At 37.3% G+C, this 21,862-nt stretch carries 27 protein-coding genes; 5 read left to right on the forward strand and 22 right to left on the reverse strand.

The window, feature by feature from the left end; all coding sequences use genetic code 11:
* Positions 1–603, forward strand: coding sequence for an alpha/beta hydrolase (locus IGL49_RS06620; RefSeq protein ID WP_104853679.1), 603 nt, complete (start codon positions 1–3; stop codon positions 601–603).
* A 78-nt stretch (positions 604–681) separates the two neighbouring features.
* Here the strand turns inward: IGL49_RS06620 and IGL49_RS06625 are convergent, their stop codons facing one another.
* The 12 genes from IGL49_RS06625 to IGL49_RS06680 form a co-directional block, all read right to left on the reverse strand.
* A complete protein-coding gene (locus tag IGL49_RS06625) occupies positions 682–1,650 on the reverse strand; it encodes an NADP-dependent oxidoreductase (protein WP_174108231.1) in 969 nt (322 codons plus the stop codon).
* Between the two features lie 123 nt (positions 1,651–1,773).
* Positions 1,774–2,505, reverse strand: coding sequence for a hypothetical protein (locus tag IGL49_RS06630; RefSeq protein WP_104853681.1), 732 nt, complete (start codon positions 2,503–2,505; stop codon positions 1,774–1,776).
* A 1-nt stretch (position 2,506) separates the two neighbouring features.
* Complete coding sequence (locus tag IGL49_RS06635; RefSeq protein ID WP_104853682.1) at positions 2,507–3,361, reverse strand: ATP-binding cassette domain-containing protein; 855 nt, start codon at positions 3,359–3,361, stop codon at positions 2,507–2,509.
* Positions 3,358–3,726 carry a GntR family transcriptional regulator gene (locus IGL49_RS06640; RefSeq protein ID WP_002357453.1) on the reverse strand — a complete coding sequence of 123 codons (369 nt, stop codon included), beginning with the start codon at positions 3,724–3,726 and terminating at the stop codon, positions 3,358–3,360. The genes IGL49_RS06635 and IGL49_RS06640 overlap by 4 nt, the downstream gene beginning before the upstream one ends.
* Positions 3,727–3,874: 148 nt before the next feature.
* Positions 3,875–4,324, reverse strand: coding sequence for a hypothetical protein (locus IGL49_RS06645; RefSeq protein ID WP_162782481.1), 450 nt, complete (start codon positions 4,322–4,324; stop codon positions 3,875–3,877).
* 114 nt (positions 4,325–4,438) lie between these two features.
* On the reverse strand, positions 4,439–4,993 hold the full coding sequence (gene lepB / locus IGL49_RS06650; protein ID WP_104853684.1) for a signal peptidase I: 555 nt from the start codon (positions 4,991–4,993) through the stop codon (positions 4,439–4,441).
* An 18-nt stretch (positions 4,994–5,011) separates the two neighbouring features.
* Positions 5,012–6,454 carry a S41 family peptidase gene (locus IGL49_RS06655; RefSeq protein WP_162782482.1) on the reverse strand — a complete coding sequence of 481 codons (1,443 nt, stop codon included), beginning with the start codon at positions 6,452–6,454 and terminating at the stop codon, positions 5,012–5,014.
* Between the two features lie 230 nt (positions 6,455–6,684).
* The gene (locus tag IGL49_RS06660; RefSeq protein ID WP_002357449.1) at positions 6,685–6,903 is read right to left on the reverse strand and encodes a YozE family protein; all 219 of its coding nucleotides are present in this window, start codon (positions 6,901–6,903) and stop codon (positions 6,685–6,687) included.
* A 5-nt stretch (positions 6,904–6,908) separates the two neighbouring features.
* Positions 6,909–7,424 (reverse strand): peptide-methionine (S)-S-oxide reductase MsrA, encoded by a 516-nt coding sequence (gene msrA, locus IGL49_RS06665; RefSeq protein WP_104853686.1) that lies wholly within the window; start codon positions 7,422–7,424, stop codon positions 6,909–6,911.
* A 17-nt stretch (positions 7,425–7,441) separates the two neighbouring features.
* Positions 7,442–8,086: a YpmS family protein gene (locus IGL49_RS06670; RefSeq protein WP_104853687.1), complete on the reverse strand. Its 645-nt coding sequence runs from the start codon at positions 8,084–8,086 to the stop codon at positions 7,442–7,444.
* A 1-nt stretch (position 8,087) separates the two neighbouring features.
* Positions 8,088–8,987 carry an SGNH/GDSL hydrolase family protein gene (locus tag IGL49_RS06675; RefSeq protein WP_162782484.1) on the reverse strand — a complete coding sequence of 300 codons (900 nt, stop codon included), beginning with the start codon at positions 8,985–8,987 and terminating at the stop codon, positions 8,088–8,090.
* A gap of 103 nt (positions 8,988–9,090) precedes the next feature.
* On the reverse strand, positions 9,091–9,933 hold the full coding sequence (locus IGL49_RS06680; protein ID WP_002357444.1) for a DegV family protein: 843 nt from the start codon (positions 9,931–9,933) through the stop codon (positions 9,091–9,093).
* Positions 9,934–10,064: 131 nt separating this feature from the next.
* Between IGL49_RS06680 and trhA the strand changes: the two genes are divergently transcribed.
* Together trhA and IGL49_RS06690 are read left to right on the forward strand one after the other, a co-directional pair.
* A complete protein-coding gene (gene trhA / locus IGL49_RS06685) occupies positions 10,065–10,718 on the forward strand; it encodes a PAQR family membrane homeostasis protein TrhA (protein WP_162782485.1) in 654 nt (217 codons plus the stop codon).
* A 193-nt stretch (positions 10,719–10,911) separates the two neighbouring features.
* Positions 10,912–11,109, forward strand: coding sequence for a hypothetical protein (locus IGL49_RS06690; RefSeq protein ID WP_002360203.1), 198 nt, complete (start codon positions 10,912–10,914; stop codon positions 11,107–11,109).
* Positions 11,110–11,215: 106 nt separating this feature from the next.
* On the opposite strand, the gene IGL49_RS06695 is transcribed toward IGL49_RS06690, so the two are convergent.
* The 9 genes from IGL49_RS06695 to IGL49_RS06735 all read right to left on the reverse strand — a co-directional run bounded on the left by IGL49_RS06695 (position 11,216) and on the right by IGL49_RS06735 (position 18,796).
* Positions 11,216–11,728, reverse strand: coding sequence for an adenine phosphoribosyltransferase (locus tag IGL49_RS06695; protein ID WP_002357441.1), 513 nt, complete (start codon positions 11,726–11,728; stop codon positions 11,216–11,218).
* A gap of 2 nt (positions 11,729–11,730) precedes the next feature.
* Positions 11,731–14,043 (reverse strand): single-stranded-DNA-specific exonuclease RecJ, encoded by a 2,313-nt coding sequence (recJ, locus tag IGL49_RS06700; RefSeq protein WP_104853689.1) that lies wholly within the window; start codon positions 14,041–14,043, stop codon positions 11,731–11,733.
* Between the two features lie 154 nt (positions 14,044–14,197).
* Positions 14,198–14,665, reverse strand: a complete 468-nt coding sequence (locus IGL49_RS06705; protein WP_104853690.1) for a LapA family protein — start codon at positions 14,663–14,665, stop codon at positions 14,198–14,200.
* A 16-nt stretch (positions 14,666–14,681) separates the two neighbouring features.
* Positions 14,682–15,470, reverse strand: a complete 789-nt coding sequence (locus IGL49_RS06710) for an SDR family NAD(P)-dependent oxidoreductase (RefSeq protein ID WP_104853691.1) — start codon at positions 15,468–15,470, stop codon at positions 14,682–14,684.
* A complete protein-coding gene (gene rnz / locus IGL49_RS06715; RefSeq protein WP_104853692.1) occupies positions 15,471–16,412 on the reverse strand; it encodes a ribonuclease Z in 942 nt (313 codons plus the stop codon).
* 214 nt (positions 16,413–16,626) lie between these two features.
* On the reverse strand, positions 16,627–17,193 hold the full coding sequence (locus IGL49_RS06720; RefSeq protein WP_104853693.1) for a DUF1269 domain-containing protein: 567 nt from the start codon (positions 17,191–17,193) through the stop codon (positions 16,627–16,629).
* Positions 17,194–17,313: 120 nt separating this feature from the next.
* Positions 17,314–17,559, reverse strand: a complete 246-nt coding sequence (locus tag IGL49_RS06725) for a KH domain-containing protein (RefSeq protein ID WP_002357435.1) — start codon at positions 17,557–17,559, stop codon at positions 17,314–17,316.
* 11 nt (positions 17,560–17,570) lie between these two features.
* Positions 17,571–17,846 carry a 30S ribosomal protein S16 gene (rpsP, locus tag IGL49_RS06730; protein WP_002357434.1) on the reverse strand — a complete coding sequence of 92 codons (276 nt, stop codon included), beginning with the start codon at positions 17,844–17,846 and terminating at the stop codon, positions 17,571–17,573.
* A 146-nt stretch (positions 17,847–17,992) separates the two neighbouring features.
* Positions 17,993–18,796, reverse strand: coding sequence for a GNAT family N-acetyltransferase (locus IGL49_RS06735; protein WP_162782486.1), 804 nt, complete (start codon positions 18,794–18,796; stop codon positions 17,993–17,995).
* Positions 18,797–18,937: 141 nt separating this feature from the next.
* Between IGL49_RS06735 and IGL49_RS06740 the strand changes: the two genes are divergently transcribed.
* Together IGL49_RS06740 and IGL49_RS06745 are read left to right on the forward strand one after the other, a co-directional pair.
* Complete coding sequence (locus tag IGL49_RS06740) at positions 18,938–19,492, forward strand: NADPH-dependent FMN reductase (protein ID WP_002357432.1); 555 nt, start codon at positions 18,938–18,940, stop codon at positions 19,490–19,492.
* A 117-nt stretch (positions 19,493–19,609) separates the two neighbouring features.
* Positions 19,610–20,365, forward strand: a complete 756-nt coding sequence (locus IGL49_RS06745) for a MerR family transcriptional regulator (RefSeq protein ID WP_162782487.1) — start codon at positions 19,610–19,612, stop codon at positions 20,363–20,365.
* A gap of 74 nt (positions 20,366–20,439) precedes the next feature.
* Here the strand turns inward: IGL49_RS06745 and ffh are convergent, their stop codons facing one another.
* Positions 20,440–21,858, reverse strand: coding sequence for a signal recognition particle protein (gene ffh / locus IGL49_RS06750; RefSeq protein WP_002360194.1), 1,419 nt, complete (start codon positions 21,856–21,858; stop codon positions 20,440–20,442).
* Between the last annotated feature and the right edge of the window lie 4 nt (positions 21,859–21,862).

A 21,862-nucleotide genomic window follows, 5' to 3' on the forward strand; every position in this document is an offset into this window, starting at 1 on the left:
ATGCATTCAATTTTTAAAAAAGGACATTCCGAAGCACCTGTCTTTGTGCTACTTCACGGTACTGGGGGTGATGAAACATCCCTCCTACCAATTTCCCAAGAGCTAAATAAACAAGCCACTGTACTAAGTATTCGGGGTGATGTTTCAGAAAATGGGATGAATCGTTATTTTAAGCGCCTAGCGGAAGGTCATTATGACTTAGAAGATCTAGAAAAACGTGGCGAGGCGCTTCATAAATTTATTCAACAAGCCGCTAACGAGCATCAATTTTCATTGGATAAAATTATTTTTATTGGCTATTCAAATGGAGCTAATATCGCTATTCAATTACTGCTTACTCATTCCGATAGCTACCATCAAGCTGTGCTCTATCATCCCATGTTTCCTGTTGAATTAACCAATCAACCAGACTTGACCAACACTTCTGTTTTATTATCTCTAGGAGAGCATGACCCGATTGTCCCACTGCCTGAGAGTATGCGTGTGATTCAATTATTTCAGAATCATGGAGCAACCGTACAAGAGGTTTGGACACAAAGTCATCAATTAACTTATCAAGAAATTAAGGAAACACAAACTTGGTTGGGACATCTGTCCTCTTAACAAAAAAGTGGGGCCTAAGTCGAAATGACTTAGGCCCATTTTTCATATTTTAAGATAATCCACTGTCTGAGGTTCTTTTTATTCTGTCATTTGAACAACTATTTTACCAACTGCATGGTGCGTTTCACTAAGTGCATGGGCATCAAAAATCCCTTGTCTAGAAAAAGGGAAAACTTCACCAATAATTGATTTCACTTTTCCAGCTGCCATCAAATCAGCAATTTTTTGTAATTGTTCTCCATTTGGTTGCAGCCAAATACTTTCAGCAGAAATATTTTTTTCGGCTGCCAATTGTTCATCTTCAATGCCCACAATTGAAACAAGACGACCTGTGTTTGGTTTCAAGACATCAAAACTATTTTTTTGAACCTCGCCACCCATTGTATCAAAGACCAAATCAATATCAGCTAACACTTCTGCAAAATTCGTTGTATGATAATCAATCACTTCATCTGCACCAATTTTTTTCAGTAAGGCATGATTTTTTGCGCTAGCGGTCGTGATGACATGTGCGCCCGCTTCTTTTGCTAATTGAATCGCATAAGTACCGACCCCACCTGCACCAGCATGAATTAAAACAGTTTCTCCTTCTTTAAGGTGACCATGATCAAACAATGCTTGCCAAGCGGTTAAACCAGCCAACGGAACGGCAGCAGCTTCTTCAAAGCTAACTGTTTCAGGGATTTTTGCTAATAAATGATCATCCACAATCGTTACTTCTGCATAGGTGCCAAAACGAGTAGTTTCAGGACGAGCAAAAACTTTATCGCCAACTTGCCAATCCGTTACTTGACTCCCCACCTCTGTAATCACACCAGCGACATCCCAACCAAGAATAATCGGAAAGGACCAATCAAACATCTGTTTTAAATATCCTTCACGCAATTTCCAATCAATCGGATTAATTGATGTCGCGTATTCTTTTATCAACACTTGATGTTCCGATAATTCTGGCAGTGTTACTTCGGCTTCTTCAAGTACCTCTTTACTTCCGTACTGATTAATCACAACAGCTTTCATAAACCAACTTCCTCTCATTTGTTTCATTTTTCACACTTTTAGTATACGCCTATTACCTTCTTTTTATATAAGAATATGCTTTAATTAAATGTTGTTGTTTTGAGAGAAAGTGTATTCATTATTAATCTCGATCTGTTTTAATTTAATTAGTTATGCATTTACGCGTTTAATTTCACGATGTTTATTCAATAAATAGGCCAAACCAAGATTAATGCCAACAAAGCAACTAATTGTCAGAAAAAGTGGCAGGACAGTAAAACCAGTGGATTGATAACCAACCATTGCTTGCAAGACGTGAAGCATTCTCAGGCGCATTGGTGCCCCCCCTAATTGTGCAATCGTGCCCAGTAAAATAGGAATCATTAATAACAGCAGCAAAACAATGATTTTTTTTACGCCATCTACGCGATCATTAAAGACACCTGCTAACAAGCCAAGTGAGCCGGTAAGCATTAATAAGATAAAAAAGAGCAACCACGACATGAAAAAGTTTCCTTGCGCATAGACATCAATTAATTTCATTGATAATTGAAAATGAGAAATGAAATTGCCGCTAAATACTTTAATCAGCACAAGTACAACGAAGGATCCAACCAAAGATAAAATAGCATTACTTACAAAATTCACCAAAAAAATCGTCCAGCGGGAAAGCCCGTTTTGAATAAACAGTTTAAAATCTGTGTTCATCCCCAAAAATGATAGTATCCCCATAAAAACTAGACAAGGAATTACCGCATCAGAGCTGACAGTATTCACGTCGTTAGAAAAGAGCAACCCAATAAGAGGAAAAAGAATGCCGAACAAAGCATAAAAGCCAAAATAAATCGCTAAGGAACGGGCTTGATAAATCACACGATACTGCAAAGCTGTTTTAAATTTCATTTTACTTTTCCTTCTTTCTATTGGTTAATTGCACAAAAAACGTTTGTAAATTTAGCGGCGCAATTTGAACCTCTGCTTTTTCAGTCGGCAAGTCGCCGTACACGTAAGCCGTAACTGCCCCACCTAAAGTGTCCATGCCTAAGATTTCCAATGACTGAGTATAGCGCTCTACTTGTTCTTTCGGTCCCGAAATAATGCGACCATTTTTCAAAATTGTTTCAATGGATTCTGCGCGAATCAATTTTCCTTGATCAATGATGATAATATCTTCTAATAAATTTGCAATTTCTTCAATCAAGTGGGTTGAAATCACAAACGTACGGGGACGTTCTTGGTATGTCTCAATTAAATAAGTATAAAATAATTCCCGATGATTGGCGTCTAAACCTAAGACTGGCTCATCTAAAAAAATATACTCGCAGGGAACGGATAGCGCCACTATTAGTTTAGCAATACTCCGATAACCAGTTGATAATTTTTTGAATGTCTTTTTACTATCTAAACCAAAATCGCTTAACATTTGTTCGGCCAAAGACCAGTCAAAGGATCCATAAAAACCTTCAGTCGTTTTAAAAATATCTTTAATTTTTAACTGAGGAGGAAACAAATTATCTTCACTCATTAAGTAAATATGAGTCAAAGCAGCCTCATTATCGGTCACTGTTTCTCCCGCCAATTTAACGGAACCTGAAGTGGCAAAACTTCGATTATTTATGATATTTAATAACGTACTTTTACCAGCCCCGTTTCTGCCTAAGAGCCCATAAATCGTTTCTTTTTCAAAAGTAATTGAAATATTATCTAGTGCCTTTTTTTGATGATATTTTTTGCTTACTGATTCCACCCGCAAACTCATGCGTCATACCCTCTTTCAATTAGTTGTTTTAATTGTTCAGCTGTAATCCCTAATTTTTTAGCTTCTGCGACAACTTCTAAGACTTCTTTATTTAAAAATTCTTCTTTCCGTGCACTTCTTACTCTCTCTTGAGCGCCTGGTAAGACAAACATGCCAATCCCCCGTTTCTTTTCAATCAACTGTCGTTCTACTAATAAATTCATTCCTTTTAAAACGGTGGCTGGATTGATTTGGTAACTTTTTGATATTTCTGTGGTTGAGGGAATTTGTTCGCCTTCTAAGTAAGCGCCATTAAAAATTCCTTCAGCAATCTGATCAGCTACTTGCTGAAATAAAGGCTTTTCCCCCGAAAAATTAAATTCCATTTTTACACCTCGCTTAAACGGTTAACTACTTATGTAACTAACTATATATCTTAGGGATTTTTTTGTCAACAAAAAAACCATTGTTTCCAAAGAAATTTTTCTTTGAAAACAATGGTTTTACTTTTAGGTTTATTGAATGCGTTCATTTTTATAAGGTTCCATTATATAACAATTCATCGGTTGTTTCGTTGACAATTTTTAAGCGATTTTGTTTTTTTATCAAAATACTTTTATAGGTCGTTCCTGTAGCCTTTTCTTCCATCACAAGAATGCGTTTATACTCATTATCAGTGACTTTTTTAATCGTTGTTTGAGTCAAGGAAGGAATTTTTTCTTTTAGCGTTTTTTCTTCCGCCAGACCTTTTAAAATTTCTGATTCTGTAGTGGAACTTGTGGATTTGCTAGAATCGCTTGATATTGCTTCGTTATTAGACGCACTTTCAGATGACTTGCGACTTGATTCAGTTACTTTAACCTGTGATGATTCACTGGTATTGGTTGAATTCATTTGAGTTTGGGTTTGATTCCCACATGCACTAATCAGCAACCCAATACCTAAGATAGAACTTGCTAAAATTGTTTTTCTAATCATTTGCATGACCTCCTACATCTATCATTACTTTAACCTTAACATTTTTCAGCTAAGAGAACAATTTTTCAGATTAGAAAAGACCACTAGCCGTTATTTAAATAAACGAGCTAGCGATCTTACTTATTTAGGAATGATCTTCATATGAGTGATTGGGTAATAAACAAATTGTGCTTTCCCTAAGATTTGATCTGCCTGGATTGCACCAAAAGAACGGCTGTCTTTGGACATGCGGCGATTATCACCCAGCACAAAATAGCTATCTTTAGGTAACTTTTCTTGCATTAACAATTCTTTTGAATCAAAATTCGTAGTGTAAGGCACCGTTTCATGATCTTTTTTTCTGTTTTTAGTTAAATACGGTTCAGCGATCGGCTGATTATTAACATATAATTGATCGTTTTCGTAACGCACAGCTTCTCCTGGTAAGCCAATCACACGTTTAATCAGAATCGATCCTGTGTCTGTTTTAAAGACCACCACATCAAACCGTTTAATTGCGGAGAATTTTTCCATCACAATCATATCTCCTTGATTCAAGGTTTTTTGCATGGAATGGCCATCCACCCGAACAGGAATCAGGAAAAATCCTCTTAAAATAAAAACGGCTACGATTGCTGGTACTAAGATTTTCAGAAAATACATTATATACCCAACATAATCACGTTTCTTCTTCAACTTCGTGCCACCTTTTTTCTAGTTTTTTTGAATTTCTTTGACTGCTGTATCGTAGGCAGCGTCATTTTCAAGAATTAATTTACCTAAAGTGGCTTCAATTTTTGTGGCTGTTTCATTGTCGATTTCTCCAGTTACAGGCAAGCCATTTTTCTGTTGAAGATCGCTAACCGCTGCTTTTGTTTCTGCGGTGTAGTTTGCATTGTTTTCATCAACAGGATACGCTAATACAGCTAAAATAGCATTTAAGTTCTGAATATCTTCAGATTGATCTCCTTCTTTTAGCGTTTTATCGCGAGGAATCAATTTCAAATAGGCATACTCGGGGTAATCAGCTTTGATGGTTGGTTCAATTCCTTTTTCGTTGATCCATTCGCCTTTTGGTGTTAACCATTTTAAAACAGTCAATTTTATTTCTGTTTGGTCATTTAAATCTTTCACCGTTTGGACCGTTCCTTTGCCAAATGTTTTCGTTCCAATTAATGGGACATTCGCAGATTCATGCAGTGCTGCAGCAAAAATTTCGGATGCACTGGCACTATTGCCATCAATGATCACTGCAACAGGTTCTTTTACTTTAAAGCCGTCGTCTAATTCTTTGGAAGCAACTTCTTTCATCGTACGTCCTTTTTTGTCTTCAAATTGAACAATTGTTTCGCCATTTTTTAAAAACATACTGGCCATTCGCTCTGCTTGATCTAGCAGTCCACCAGGATTTTGGCGTACATCAATTACAAAAGATTTAGCTCCTTTGGCACGTAAATTCGTGATTGTTTCTTTCAATTCATGATATGTTTTTTTACCAAAGGACGTAATTTTAATCGAGCCAATTTGTGCATCTTTTTTGTCTAACTCACCAGTCACTGTTTTAACGGGAATTTTCCCACGTTTAATTGAGATATTTTTAGTTTCTCCCTCTCTTTGGATAGTCAATTCAACGGAAGTCCCTTTTTTACCTCGAACTTTTGAGACGACTTCTGCTAGTTTCATCCCTTTTGTAGCTGTACCATCAACTTTTTCAATAATATCGCCTTCTTTGATTCCCGCTTTTTCAGCCGGTGAATCTGCTACAGGGGCCTCTGCTACAACTGGTTCGCCATCTTTCATTGTCATAGTGGCACCAATTCCTTCAAAATCGCCAGATAAGCTTTCATTTAAATCACTGGCAGCAGATTCATTTAAATAAGTTGAATATGGGTCTCCAATGGCTTCAGACATGCCTTTTAAGGCGCCTTCAACTAATTCATTTTTATCTACCTCACCTACATAATTGGTACTAATTTCATTATATAAATCCTGCACTTTGCTTAAATCAGCATTGGTAATTGCTCCTTCTTGACTCATCTTTTTAACACGATGATCAAAATAAATATAACTACTTCCTCCAGCTAAAAATGCGACACAGAGGAGCGAAATAATATATTGATAAAAAGGAACAGTTCGTTTGTTCTTCATAGATTTCATCTCATTTCTAACAAATTCGTCACTACTTTTGTTTACTATAACATGAATGAAAAAAGAGGTCGGGCCAGAAGCGTTTAACTCCGAGAAATAAGAAGGAATTTCCGAAAATTGTTCTTTAATTTTTGGAGAATTCCGGCTTATTTCCGAAGGAGTTGCTTCTGTTCCCGCCGTTTATCAGTTTTTGAGCGTGGAGCAAAAATCCAAAGTGATTTTTGTCCCACGCTCTGGATTTATTTATTGTTTTCAAGGTACTTTTCCCATAACTCATCAAAGATGTCCATGTTGCTTAAATAATCAGCATTCATTTCTAAATAAGAAGAAAGTTCATGATAATCCTCAGTTTGTTTTGGAAACTGAATATCTTTGGCCGCTTCATTGGCAAAATCAGTTTCAGGATCTTTAGCCGGACCTTTTAATGTCATTAAGTAATGGTAAAAGCTTCGTCTCATTTAAATTAGTCACTCCATTTTTCTTCGATAAATTCACTTCTACGTTGATGAGACAACCCATAACGCAAAGCGTCTTTTTTATAAAAGTCTTGATGGTATTCTTCAGCAGGATAAAATGGTGCTGCTGGTTCGATGGTGGTAACAATTGGTTCTGTAAAACGGCCGCTATTAGCTAGACGTTCTTTACTTTTCTCAGCAATTTCTTTTTGTTCTTGAGAACGATAAAAAATAACTGGCCGATAATTATCGCCGCGGTCTTGAAACTGACCCAAAGCATCAGTAGGATCCGTTTGTTGCCAATAAATCTCCACTAATTGTTCGTAAGAAATAATCGCTGGATCAAAAGTGATTTCTACTGCTTCCGTATGGCCTGTTGTATGTGTTAGAACCTGTTCATATGTTGGATTAGGCACGTGCCCACCTGTATAACCCGAAACAACTGAGATAATCCCTGGTTGTGTATCAAAAGGCTGCACCATACACCAGAAACAGCCGCCTGCAAAAATTGCTTTTTCTTCCATCTCTAACACTCCTTTTTTTATTTCTCTTTTGGCAAGTATATATTCATCCGAATGTCATCGTCAACTAAATTAATCTTTTCTGCTCGAACAAATAGACCATTTTGCATTCTAAACTGATCTAAACGTAATAAAACAGTTTGATCATCTGGATTGATTTCAACCCATTTAGGTAGTTTGTAAGAACGTTTAGCAAATTTCAATACTTCTTTAATTGGCAAGCCTAACGTTCCTATAGATAAACTTTTTGCTTTTAATTGTACATTACCATTCGCCATCACGTAAGGATCAAAATATAAGTAAAAAGGAATGTCATGCCCTAACACTTGAAATGTTCCATTTAATAAAGCATCATTTTCTAAATAAAATTTATATTTGATCTCCGAGTCTTTTTGAAAGTCGGCTAAATAAAAGTCAATCAGTTTGTTCACTTGTTGTTTTTTTGACTGAATAGTGACGACTGGCTCGCCTTCTTTTTCAACAATTGCTGGTATTTTCTTTAAATCTGGTTCGCGAACTTGTGTTGCTCGAAATGTTACGAAAGCTACACTACCAATGACTAAACCCACTAGAACAAGAAAAGCGATTTTCCAGGGATTTCGTTTAGGATTGGTTGGTTGTGTCTTTTTAATTGATTTACTTGTTTTTGGCTTTTCTTCATTCATTTTATTCACTACCTTCTGATTTGGTTATCCATTCTTTCTCTGTCTTGACCATTTCATCCCGGACAGCTCCAGCCATGATTTGGTAGCCAAGATTATTCGGATGGAAGCGGTCTTCTTCATATAACAAATTGTTTAAATCCTCTTTGCTAGCACTACTTCCTGTAGTTTCTGAGTCGCCACCAGTTACGCCAACTTCATCGCCACGACCTTTATAGAGTAAATCATTGATAGGAATGAAATAGGCTCGTTTTTGCTCTTGAACCATTTCTTTGGTTGCTTGATTCCAGTTATCAACGATTTCTTGCATTTCTGTAATTTCGGAAAAGTTTAAATAGAAGGGATTGTAAATTCCTAAGACATAAATAGGGGCTTTCTCGTTGTATTCGCGGATTTCTTCAAGTAATCGTCTTACTCGGCGCTGATAAGCTTTTTGTGGACGATTGAACGAGCTGACTTTTAAATCGAAAATATTACTACTAATTACTTTCATTAAGTCATTGCCACCAACCGTTAGCGTAATCACGTCCGCAGAGGCAAGCCCCTTTTGAATTTCAGGTTTCTCTTTGATTCGCTTTAAAATTTGGTCACTACGATCCCCATTTTTCCCAAAATTGTCTGTTTGAACACCATTCAAGTTGTAGTGTTCTTTTAAATCATCCGCCACAATGGGAACAAAACCTCCACTATTCGTCAAATCGCCAATTCCTTCAGTTAAAGAATCACCTATTGCTGTATAATGAATGACTTCTTTTTGATTTTTTTGAGCAGTTGTGGCCACTTTCTCTTGCTTTAATAGTGGTTTCGCTTTGGGGATGGCCACACTTAACAATGTAAAAACACCTAGCGCAATGAGGATAGGTGTTAAGACGGTCAGCAAAATATGCTGTGTTTGTTTTTTCATCTTCGTCACTTCCTTTTAAATAAACCAACAAGAAATTTTCCTTTTCTTGTTAGAAAGAGGTTGCGTCTACTCATTTAAGAGTGAGACCCAACCTCGTTATTTCTTAGTCTGTATAGTACATAATAGCAAAGGCATTTTTTCCTGTATGTGTTGCAATGACTGGATTCGTATGTAATACGGGAATATCCATGTCTTTAAAGATTGCTTGTAATCCTTCTTTGAATCCATTTGCTAGTTCTAGCCCATCCGCATGAGAAATACCAATTTGTCGAACATTTGGAATCTTACTTAATTCTGATTTCAATTCGTCAAACCATTTATTAAACGTTTTAACGCCTCGGCCTTTCGCTACAGGAATCAATTCCGTATTTTCAAAGTCCATGACAACTTTCATATTAAAAATGTTTGATAATAATCCTGTTGTGCGACTGATTCGTCCACCTTTAACCAAATTATCCAATGTTGAAATGCCAATGTATAATTTAGTATTTTGTTTGACGCGTTCAATTTCAGCTAAAATTTCTGGAACACCCGCTCCCGCTTGTGCCAATTTTGCTGCTTGAATGACTTGGAAAGACAAACCTTGGTCTGTAAAATCGCTATCAATCACCGTTACTTTACTTGATGATAAGTTGCTAGCTTGACGGGCCGCTTCAACCGTTCCACTTAAGCCTTTTGTCATGTGAATCGAAATTACTTCACTGCCATCTTCACCTAAGCGATCATATAATTCTACAAATTCACCAATTGGTGGTTGACTGGTTTTGGGTAAGGCCTTCGCATTAGCCATCATGTCCATAAATTTTTCGCCTGGCAAATGATCATCATCTGGATAAACAACGCCATCAACCATAATTGATAAAGGCATCATATGGATATTTAATTCATCTCTAAGACTTTTTTCCATCGTACATGAAGAATCCGTTACGATTTTAACGTTTGTCATAAATTTATCACTCTTTCTTTAAAAGGAACCTGTTTTCATGGTAGAATACCATTAAACGGTTAATTATCTAGTTATAGTATAACAGACACTGCCGAATTTTTCATCAAATTAAAATAAAGGAAGTGAATTTATTGGAAAAAACGCATTTCTCCAAAAAATACCTAATCGTGAACGAAGTCTTAAATGCAGTTACGCATGGCATAGGCGCAGGTTTAAGTATTGCTGGCTTAGTCATTTTACTCGTTAAAGGGGCTCGTTTAGGCTCACCAATTCACGTGGTATCTTATGCTATTTATGGCTCCATGTTGATTCTACTTTTTTTATCTTCAACGTTATTTCATAGTTTAATTTTTACAAGAGCCAAAAAGGTCTTTCAGGTCTTCGATCATAGTTCTATTTTCTTATTGATTGCTGGCAGCTATACGCCGTTTTGCTTAATTAGTATTGGCGGTTGGTTAGGTTGGACCTTGTTTAGTTTAGTCTGGTTAATCGCCATCGTCGGTATTGTCTATAAATCCCTCACGTTGCATAAACAAGAAACAGTGAAAAACATTTCAACGATTATTTATATTGTTTTAGGTTGGCTCTGTATCATCGCTGCTCGTCCGTTATATGAATCTCTTGGGTTTACAGGAACAGCGTTATTGGTCGCAGGGGGCGTGGCTTACACATTAGGCGCAGCCTTCTATTCATTGAAAAATGTGCGGTTTATGCATGTAGTTTGGCACTTGTTCGTCATGCTTGCCGCAATCCTCATGTATTTTTCTGTTCTCTTTTATACGTAATCACAGCACAATAAGAACACGATGCTTTGAGCATCGTGTTCTTTTATTGCCCTAAATCTCTTTATTATAAAGGAATATTCTTCTTTTCGAATTATTTTAACATAAATTAGTAGAAAAGACTTTACAAAACGAACATACATTCGTATAATAACAATACGAACACTCGTTCGAATCAAATGAAGAGGTGATACACATGGAAGCAATTCGTCGTGTTGGATTTTTATTTTTTGTATTGGTTATCGGTATTTTTTTGGGAACATTAGGATTACGTCTTGCTTTTATGATCGTGACGCCGTTATTTATTCTTTGGTTTATGTCATGGGATGAGAAGCGTTATACACGTACACGTAAACAACAGCAAGCAAGATACGTTTATCGTAAGTTCCCTTAATAAATAATAAAACGGTGTGTTCCCCCCAAGCTACGCTCCGTTTTTATAAATATGTCAAAGAAAGAGCGAAGGATTAAATTCCTTCGCTCTTTCTAATTAAATTAGATTAATATTCCATTAAGGTAACAATATCGTAGCCATCAATTTTATCACGGCCGTGTAAATCCATTAATTCAATTAGGAACGCACAACCAACCACAATACCACCTAATTGTTCGACTAATTCGATGGTTGCTTTAATTGTACCGCCAGTTGCTAACAAGTCATCACAAATTAAAACACGCTGACCTGGTGTAATGGCATCTTTGTGCAACGTTAATGTATCTGAACCATATTCTAAATCATAAGTCACTTCGATGGTTTCACGAGGAAGTTTTCCTTTTTTACGAACCGGAGCAAAGCCGACCCCTAGTTCATAAGCCACTGGACAGCCGACAATAAAGCCACGAGCTTCCGGTCCTACAACCATATCAATTCTTTTCTCTTTCGCGTAATCCACGATTTGTTTCGTTGCTTCACGGTAGGCATCCCCATTAGCCATTAATGGAGAAATGTCACGGAACACGATCCCTTTCTCAGGATAATCTGGAATGCTTGCAATGTAATCTCTTAAATCCATTTTTATTTGTCCTCCTCATTCCACAGCCACTGTTGTATTGTTTGACAATCACTGTAAAGTAGAAATTCTTCTGTTTTTATTTTTTTCAATCGTTGTTGGTATACTTGACTTTCAGTCAATGGTCGATTGTTGGGTTTTTCAATACTGTTTAAAACACCGCTTTCTATTGTAACAAATCCTAAGTCAAAAAACACCTGTATCATGAAAATTAATAATTTTTCTTGGATATTTAAGTAATTTGCCACCTTTGATAGCTGAGAACGTAGATTTACTTCTTTTTGCTGCAAAATAAATTTATACAATGTTGCAAATTGTTCACGTGAAGCCATACCGTTTAAATAAGCTTCTTCTGGTGAAATAAACATCATGTATATACGTTGTATCTCAGTCGCTTCAACAATTTCTTTGACTGTGATTGCTTCCACAGGACAGTCGACAAAAACCAGTTGTTCGATTTTATTTTGAGAAACAGCTTCCACCAATTCTTCTTGGCTTGACCAAACGATCATTTTAGCGGTTGGATCTGAAATGAATTTTTGATTTTTTTTATCAAACAAAAGATAAGCTGTTGCTTCTGAAGGAATTGGTTTCGTTTGATTATTTTTCCCACGAAAATCAAATAATTGTCTTCCCGATACAGCAAAATCGGTCACCATTAATTGTGGCTTCTTACGACCATTCCATTCATTGATGGAAAGTTGTCCTACCACATCGGCAGTTCCTTGTGCTAGTTCATCCGCTTGAGGCCCCATTTGAAAAGCAATTGCATCCAATTGTGCCCCTTCTTGATTCATTTGAAATTTCAGATGTGCATTATCTGCACCAATTTGACGAATTTGCGTAGGCGTGATTTCCTTAAATACAAAAGTTGGAACAGTATTATCAGTCCCAAAAGGCGCTAAAATACGCAATTGATCAATAAAAGCAGTCGTTGCCTGCGAAACCGCTAAGCTCTCACTAATGAGTAACTCTTGTCCATTAGCCATATCAATTTGATTTTTTTCAATAAAGTGTGCCAAATGTTCTTGAACAAAAGGAATATTTTCAACAGGTAAAGTCATTCCCGCTGCCATATGATGCCCACCAAAATGAGTGAATTGCTCACGCACTTCGTTCAACGCCTCATAGAGATTCAATGCGCTAATGCTACGTCCAGAGCCTTTTGCGGTTTTACCAGATTCATCTATTGCTAAAATAATGGTTGGTTTTCCCGTTTCTTGCATAATGCGGCCCGCGACAATCCCCAAGACGCCTTCATGCCAGCCTTGTTTCGCTAAAATGTGGACCGGCGCATGCGGGTCGACTAATTCTAGCGCTTCTTTGGCAATCGTCGCTACAATGTCTTTTCGTTCATTGTTTTGTTGATCTATATATTTAGCGATTTCCAGCGCTTGCTCTTCATCAAATGTAGTCAGCAATTCAACACCTGGTGCGGCTTCCCCTAATCGACCTAACGCATTTAAACGAGGTCCGATGGTAAAGCCAATTGATTCTTCTGAAACAGCTTCTTTTTTCACACCCGCTTCTTGTAGTAAAACGTCTAAACCAATCCGATCGCCAGTTTGAATCATTTGCAGGCCCATTTTGACAAACGTTCTATTTTCATCGGTTAATGAAACTAAGTCAGCAATTGTCCCAATTGCTACCAAATCTAATAACTCAATTGGCAATTCACCAAGTAACGCAGTAGCGACTTTGAAAGCCACGCCAACACCAGCTAAATCTCCAAAAGGATAGTCTCCTTGTGGATGCCTAGGGTGGACAATCGCATAGGCTTCTGGTAATTGTTCAGGCAATTCATGATGGTCTGTAACGATTACATCTACCCCTTGAGCCATAGCGTAGCTAATTGCTTCATGTCCGGCTACACCATTATCAACGGTTACAATTAATTGGACTCCTTGTTCAATTTGTTCAGCAAATACGTCTTTATTAGGTCCATATCCATGAACAAAACGATTCGGTAGAAAGTACTGAACCATGCCACCGACTAATTCGATTGCTTCTTTCATAACCGTGGTACTAGTGATGCCATCTGCATCGTAATCCCCATAGATAAGGATTTGTTCACCCGCTTCGACAGCTTGCTGGATGCGGGCTACCGCTTTCTCCATATCATGCATTAAGAACGGATCATAAATATCTTCGATAGTTGGATGTAGAAACTTACGTAATGCTTCTTCTGTCCGGATATTGCGGTGCCATAAAAGTTGGCCAATTACTGGATTAATTTCTTCTTTTTTTAATTGTTCTATAAATTCTACAGGTAATTCTGTCTTTGTCTGTAACTGCCATTGATAGTTTGATTTTTTCACGACGTCACTCCTAACCAAGTAATTATAGCAAAATTTTTCCAAAAACTAAAGAAAGCATTTTTTTAAATCTGAGAAAAAAACTGTGATATCTGTTAGATAAATAGCAGATATCACAGTTTAATTTTAAAAGAAACTTAGCGATAAAGTCTCTTACTTATTTTTGTTCCTCTTCATTCACACGAGGTTTCACATAACGATCAATACGACTACCTGACACAGGCGTTGCGTCTACTTCTGTGTTTGATGTTTGTTCGTTGACCACTGGTTCTGAGACTTGTGTGGCTACCGCTTGTTTGGCTTGCAAATCAGCCAATTGATTATCAAAAGAACGTTGAACTTTTTCCGTTTCTTCTTTGACTAATTTATCCATATCATTTTTGTAAATATCCAACTCTTTTTGTAAAGATTTTAATTCCTTACGTTGGTTCCAAATAGTGGTCGTCGAGGTTAGTAATCCAACTAGTGCACCAATAATTGCAGAACCTAAAATAATTAAAATTAACGGTCCACTAATTTTAGTAAAACCAAAGTTTACTGGAACAGCTTGATTATTTAAAACAGCAAAAATAACAACAATTAAGACCAACACAAGGCCCAAAATAACACGCCATTGATTTTTCATGACTTGATCGACTCCTTTATTTTTTATTTAAAATATTCCCCGCTATGAAATCTCCTAAATGTGGAAACATTGTATAAAAGCGGGCAGCTGCTTCCATGACAAATGGACGATTAATCTCACGTCGAGAAGTTCCCATACTCCCAACCACTTCTTTCGCTAATTTCGTAGGGTCCAAAATAATTTTATCCACCGCAGCTAGATATGTGCCTGTCGGGTCCGCTTTATCAAAGAATTCTGTTTGGATTGGTCCTGGATTGACAGTCGTTACTGCTACACCCAAGGGTTTCAACTCTAAACGTAAGGCATTTGAAAAACCTAACACAGCAAATTTTGTTGCAGAATAAACGGTTGATTTAGCTGTAGCCATCTTCCCAGCCATTGAAGCAACGTTGATAATATGTCCTTGCCCAGCTTCAATCATTTTAATGGCTACTTTTTGAGTAAACGTCATCATTCCTAGAACGTTGACATCAAACATTTGGCGCGCAACAGCCAAGTCAATTGCAACAAAATTTTCAAACAAACCAAAACCAGCATTGTTGACTAAAACATCTATCGGACCAACTTCTGCAGAAATAGCTTCAACCACACGTTCAACACTTTCTGGATCGGCAATATCTAATTGATAAGAAAACGCTTCTCTTCCGCTTAAAGCAGCGCAATGCTGGCGAACTTTACTAATCAAATTAATTCTGCGGGCGCAGACAACGACGACCGCCCCTTGTTTAGCTGCTTCATAACAAATTTGTTCACCTAAACCAGCTGAACCTCCAGTTACGACAACGACTTTATTGGTTAAATCCATCTAAACTCCTCCTTCATTGGCAAATGGAATCTCAATGATATCCATATCTTTCACGATTTTTGTATTGGGGAAAATTTCTTGGGCTTCTTCTTGAAGCTGATAGGCCTCTTTGGTTAAATAACGGGCACTAATATGCGTTAAAATAAGTTGTTTTACTTGTGCTTCTTTTGCGACTTCAGCTGCTTGTTGACTGGTTGAGTGAAAGTAGGCTTTTGCCATTTTTGCTTCATGTTTATTAAACGTACTTTCATGGACTAAAACATCCGCTCGTTGTGCTAAGGTTACGCTATTTTTGGTTTTGCGAGTGTCTCCTAAGATCGTCACGATTCGACCAGGTTTGCGCTCTCCCACAAACGCTTGTCCATTAATTTCCTGTCCATCAAAAACAATCGTTTCTCCACGTTTGATTTTGCCATACAATGGCCCAGAAGGAATCCCTAAAGCTTGAAGTTTCTCTACTTGTAATTCTCCTTCATGTGCTGCTTCCTCAATTCGATAGCCAAAGCTCGTGATGCCATGGTCCAAGATATTACAGCGAACAGTGAATTGTTTATCTTTAAAAATAACGTCATTTTCTTTCGTCAATTCAATAAATTTCAGTGGGTAGGACAACCGTGATTGTGAGACCCGTAAAGAAGTCTTGACAAAGTCAGCAATTCCTACTGGTCCATAGATTTCTAAAGGTTCTGTCCCGCCCTGAAAAGAACGACTACTTAATAAACCAGGTAAACCAAAAATATGATCCCCATGTAAATGTGTAATAAAAATCTTTTCAATTTTTCTTGGGCGAATACTACTTTTTAAAATTTGCAATTGAGTCCCTTCGCCACAATCGAAGAGCCATACTGCATTTCGTTCATCTAATAATTTCAACGCAATCCCTGTGACATTGCGATGTTTTGCTGGCACACCAGCGCCTGTTCCTAAAAATTGTATTTCCATCTGCTACCATACTTTCTTTTAAACTTCCTTTTTATTTTAGAAGAAGTTTGCTCCTTTAGCAAATAATAATTTATCCATTTTCTCAAAGTTTTCTTCTTAGTTTACCGTATTTTACGATAAAATAACAAAAAATTAGCAAACTACCATAAAAAACCGTAATTTCTCAGTATTTTAAAAGACTGTTTCCCTTTATGCAGAAAACAGTCTTTGATCCTTATTCTTCTTTCGATGTCGTTTCTTTATGTTGTTCTTTTTTTGCTTGCCACGATTGTTTCGCTTCATTTGCAACTTCGTTCGCATCATTAATTTCTTGTTGGACTTCCTCTAAATCAAGCCGCGTGATTTCGCCGCCTAATTCGAACATAACCAATTGGTTGAGCGGACGGTTGTCTTCTTCTTCTGCAATTAATAATAATCCCGTTTGTCCTTCATCAATCTTTTGAATCACATGTTCAAAAACCGTTTGTGCTTCTTGAATTTCTTTGGCGTCTTTGCTTGCACCATACATACTACCAGCAAACCAGCCAAAAAGAATGCCCAAAGGACCACCTAATATGCCTACTAACATCCCAATCATGCTATCTTTTGACGTATGATTGTTGCCTGTAAAATCGATAAAATCATTGATTTTAAATTGATGCTGGCCGTCATTAACATGCGTAACAACCGCCATTTGCTCACCTTTAAGCTGTCTTTCTGCCTGCATCTTTTTTATTTCGGAAAATGCTTGGTACGATTTACTTTCAATATCAAAGTTCATAATGATAATTCGTTTTGTCATACAAATCGCTCCTTTATTCTGGATACATCCATTTTAGCAAGAAAGGCCTGTCTCTAGCAATGAAAACTTTTTCGTTATGTATAAAAAAAGAAGATAGCTAGGCTACCTCCTTGTTAATGCTTATTTACCATCAAGAATATTTAAACGGACCTTTTTCGGACCATCGATACGTACACTATAAACAATTGTCCGAATTGCTTTTGCAACACGCCCTTGTTTACCAATGATACGTCCAATATCTTCTTTGGCCACAGTCAAATTATACTCAAGGAAGTCAGTTGATTCCTCAATTTCTAATGAGACTGCTTCAGGTTGACTGACTAACGGACGGACAATAGTTAAAATTAACTCTTTCACATCTGCCATATTCAATCACCTTATTTCTTAACGTTTTTAGCTTCATGATGTTTTTTCATAACGCCTTCTTTTGAAAGGATGTTACGAACTGTATCAGAAGGTTGCGCACCTTTAGATAACCAATCTAAAACTAAATCTTCTTTTAAAACTACTTCTGCAGGGTCTTTCAAAGGGTTATAAGTACCTACAGTTTCGATGAAACGTCCATCACGAGGAGAACGAGAATCAGCTACTACAATACGGTAAAAAGGACTCTTTTTAGAACCCATACGTTTTAAACGAATTTTAACTGCCATTATTAAATACACCTCCATTAACTTAATCACAAGAGTTAGTTTAACAGATTAACAACAACCTGTAAAGAGTTTTTTCTTGACACCTTTACTTTTTTTCAATTTTTTTAGCCAATTTGCAGGAAATCAAACGAAATAATGAAGAATTTTTACAAAATTTGATAATAGTTGTACTGGTTTCTCACTTGAAAGCCTTCTGTTTGATAGAGATGAAGCGCTGCTTGATTTTCTGTTTCAACTTCTAAAAAAATAGTCGCTGAAGCTGAATTTTCTAAAATCATTCGGAGCGCAGACTGTAACACTTGACGGCCAAGACCGCGACCTCGGTGCGTTTTTGTCACAACAAAGCCATAAATCCCCCATTCGTTTTCAAAATGATCCAAACGTAGCGTGGCTAAAAGTTGATTGTTTTCTTTATAAAGAAGTGTTCGTTGAAGGTCCTCCGGCAAAGGCGTACCTTCGAGTAACCTGGCCAAGGAATGCAAATCAGCCGCTTGTGGTCGGAGAAGTGTCAGCTTCGCCAACGCCTGTGAGGAAGTTTCTCTTTGAAAAACCAGATACTGTTCTGAAAAAGCTGGGACAATTCCTTGTCTATTAAAATAATCCAGGCCAACAGATTGCTTGTCGTCCATCACGAGAAAGACTTCTTTCATTCCCCGCAAAGCTGCTTGCTTTTCGAGTTCTTGAACAAGTTCTTCAAAAAATGGTCCTACATTTGGCGCAACAATCGTCGCTTCCAAGGTTTCCCCATCAAAACAATACCCTACGATATACGCTTGAATGGTTTGTTCTTTCCTGTATACACCATAATAAGTATAAGCTGATTCCTCAGGAAATGTTTGTTCCAATTTATAAAAAGTCCCTTGTTTAATCATTTCCTTGTTTCTTAATTCAGTCAATGTTTGTTTCTCCAACGGTGTTAACTGTCGGTGCCAATTTATTTTTTTATTCAAGCAGTTGCTCCTTTACTCATCCTTTTACTAGCTATTATACGTGAAGTTACGAAGTTCAACAATGTACAAGGATAAAACGTTTGCGCTTTTTTCGAAAAAGTACTATCATAAAGTAAGTAAAAGAAAAATGGAGGGATTTACATGACAAAAAAAATTGGTATTTTTGTAGGGAGTTTAAGAAAAGATTCATTTAACAAATTGGTAGCAAAAACAATGGCGGACTTATTTCCAGCTGATTTCGAACCTGTTTTTATTAACATTGGTGATTTAGAATTATACAATCAAGATTTGGATGATGAAGGAACCCCCACCGAAGCTTGGACTACATTCCGTGAAGAAGTCAAACAAGTAGATGGTGTGATGTTTGTAACACCAGAATATAACCGTTCAGTACCAGCTGTTTTAAAAAATGCATTGGATGTCGGTTCACGTCCGTATGGCGAAAGCGTTTGGGATAAAAAACCAGGACTTGTGGTGAGTGTTTCACCAGGTGCAATTAGCGGATTTGGTGCGAACCATCATTTAAGACAATCATTAGTCTTCTTAAATGTTCCAACTTTACAACAACCTGAAGCCTATATTGGCGGTATTACGAACTTAATTGGTGAAGATGGTAAAATTATTGATGGCACTGTTGGTTTCTTACAATCAATTGTAGATGCTTACGTGGATTTCTTTAATCGCCTAACTGCCTAATTGAATCAATCGAGAAAAAGTGAGGCAACTTTTTTATAGGTTGTCCCCCTTTTTTATTTTTTTGCTTGACCTTCTCGTTACGTAAAGGTTTATGATAGGTTTTGTCAGGGGGAATGAATGATGGAATATACAATTAAAAAAATGGCTTCACTGTCTGGCGTCAGTGCACGGACGTTACGATATTATGATGAAATTGGTCTTCTTCAACCAGCCAAAATTAATTCTTCTGGTTATCGAATTTACGGGCAAGCCGAGGTGAATCGTTTGCAACAAATCCTTTTTTACCGTGAATTAGATCTGAAACTAGACGAAATTAAAGAAATTTTGGAGCAACCTGACTTTAATGTCGAACAGGCTTTATATGAGCATCAACAAAAACTATTGGAAAAGCGCAATGAAATTGATCGTCTTTTAGCCTCTGTTCAACAAACCTTACACCACTACAAAGGAGAGATAAACATGTCAGATCAGCAAAAATTCGAAGCATTCAAACAACAAAGAGTTCAAGAAAACGAAGAAAAATATGGTAAAGAGATTCGGGAAAAATATGGCAACGAAACGATTGAACAAGCCAACAAAAAATATTTAAACTTGACGGAAAAAGACATGCAAGCAATGCAGAACGTGGAAAAAGATTTATTTTCTAAGTTAGCCATGTATCAAAAATCACCCAAGTTGACTAGTCAACTTGGGCAAGAAATTTTCCAATTACACAAAGATTGGTTAATGTACTCTTGGTCAAGCTATTCGCCAGAAGCACACAAAGGGTTAGGCCTTATGTATGTTGGCGATGAACGATTTACGTCATATTATGAACAACACGGCGCTGGTTTTGCCGAAGCGTTAAACGCAATTATCCAAAACTACGCTTAAATAGAAAGTGCGCCATCAGTCTCTTCAACTGATGGCGCACTTTCTATTTCTTACGATAATTAACTAAAGCTTGTTTATCTTTTTTTCTTTTTCTTCTTTTTGTTTTTCTTCATCATGCGATTCATGGCCATTTTGCCTAGCTTGCCTTTAACGCCGCCACCTAGCATTTGATCCATACCAGGAATGTTCATATCCCCTTTGGACATTTGTTGCATCATTTTTTTGGATTCTTTAAATTGTTTAATCATACGATTGACTTCAACCACACTATTTCCTGAACCAGCTGCAATTCTACGGCGGCGACTAGGATTTAATAGATCAGGATTTTCACGTTCTGCAGGGGTCATTGATAGGACCATCGCCCGTTTCCGTGCCACATCTTTAGGATCGACTTTGACATTTTCAATACCAGGCATGTTACTCATTCCAGGGATCATTTTTAATAAGTCTTCAATCGGTCCCATGCCCATCACTTGATCCAATTGCTCAATGAAATCGTTAAAGTCAAAACTGTTTTCTTTCATTTTTTGAGCAAGTTCTTCTGCTTTTTTCTCATCGTAATCTTGTTGCGCTTTTTCAATTAGCGTCAACATGTCCCCCATACCTAGGATACGACTCGACATACGATCGGGATGGAAAATTTCTAAATCGGTTAATTTTTCACCAGAACCGACAAATTTAATCGGAGCGCCCGTTACTGCCCGAATTGACAGTGCGGCCCCCCCACGAGTATCGCCGTCCATTTTGGTAATAACAACCCCAGTAATTCCAAGCTGTTCATTAAAACTATCTGCAACGTTGACAGCATCTTGCCCCGTCATCGCATCAACAACTAACAGAATTTCATTGGGATTAGCCAACTCTTTAATTTGTTTCAATTCGTCCATTAAAGCTTCATCAATGTGTAAACGGCCGGCCGTATCAATTAAGACATAATCATTTTTCTTTTCTTTTGCTAACGCTAACCCTTGACGAACAATTTCCACTGGATTAGCATCTGTTCCCATATCAAAAACGGGAACTTCTAATTGTTGACCTAAAACCTTCAACTGATCAATCGCTGCTGGACGATAAACGTCACCAGCGATTAAAAGGGGACGAGCGTTTTCAGTTTTCATTAAGTGTTTGGCTAATTTACCAGTAAAAGTTGTTTTACCAGCCCCTTGTAACCCTGTCATCATGATCACTGTCGGGATTTTTGGAGATTTATTCAGTTCAACCGTTTCTGAACCTAACGTTTTCGTTAATTCTTCATCAACAATTTTTACAATTTGTTGGGCTGGTGATAAGCTTTCTAATACTTCGACTCCTACTGCACGTTCTCTGACGCGTTTCGTGAAATCTTTGACCACTTGTAAATTAACGTCGGCTTCTAATAAAGCCAAACGGATTTCTCGCATCATTTCTTTTACGTCGGCTTCGGAAACTTTTCCCTTACGACGGATTTTACTCATTGCCTGTTGTAGGCGGTTTGTTAAACTCTCAAAAGCCATAGTT

The sequence above is a fragment of the Enterococcus sp. DIV1337a genome, from assembly GCF_051712285.1.
Taxonomy (GTDB): Bacteria; Bacillota; Bacilli; order Lactobacillales; family Enterococcaceae; genus Enterococcus; species Enterococcus faecalis.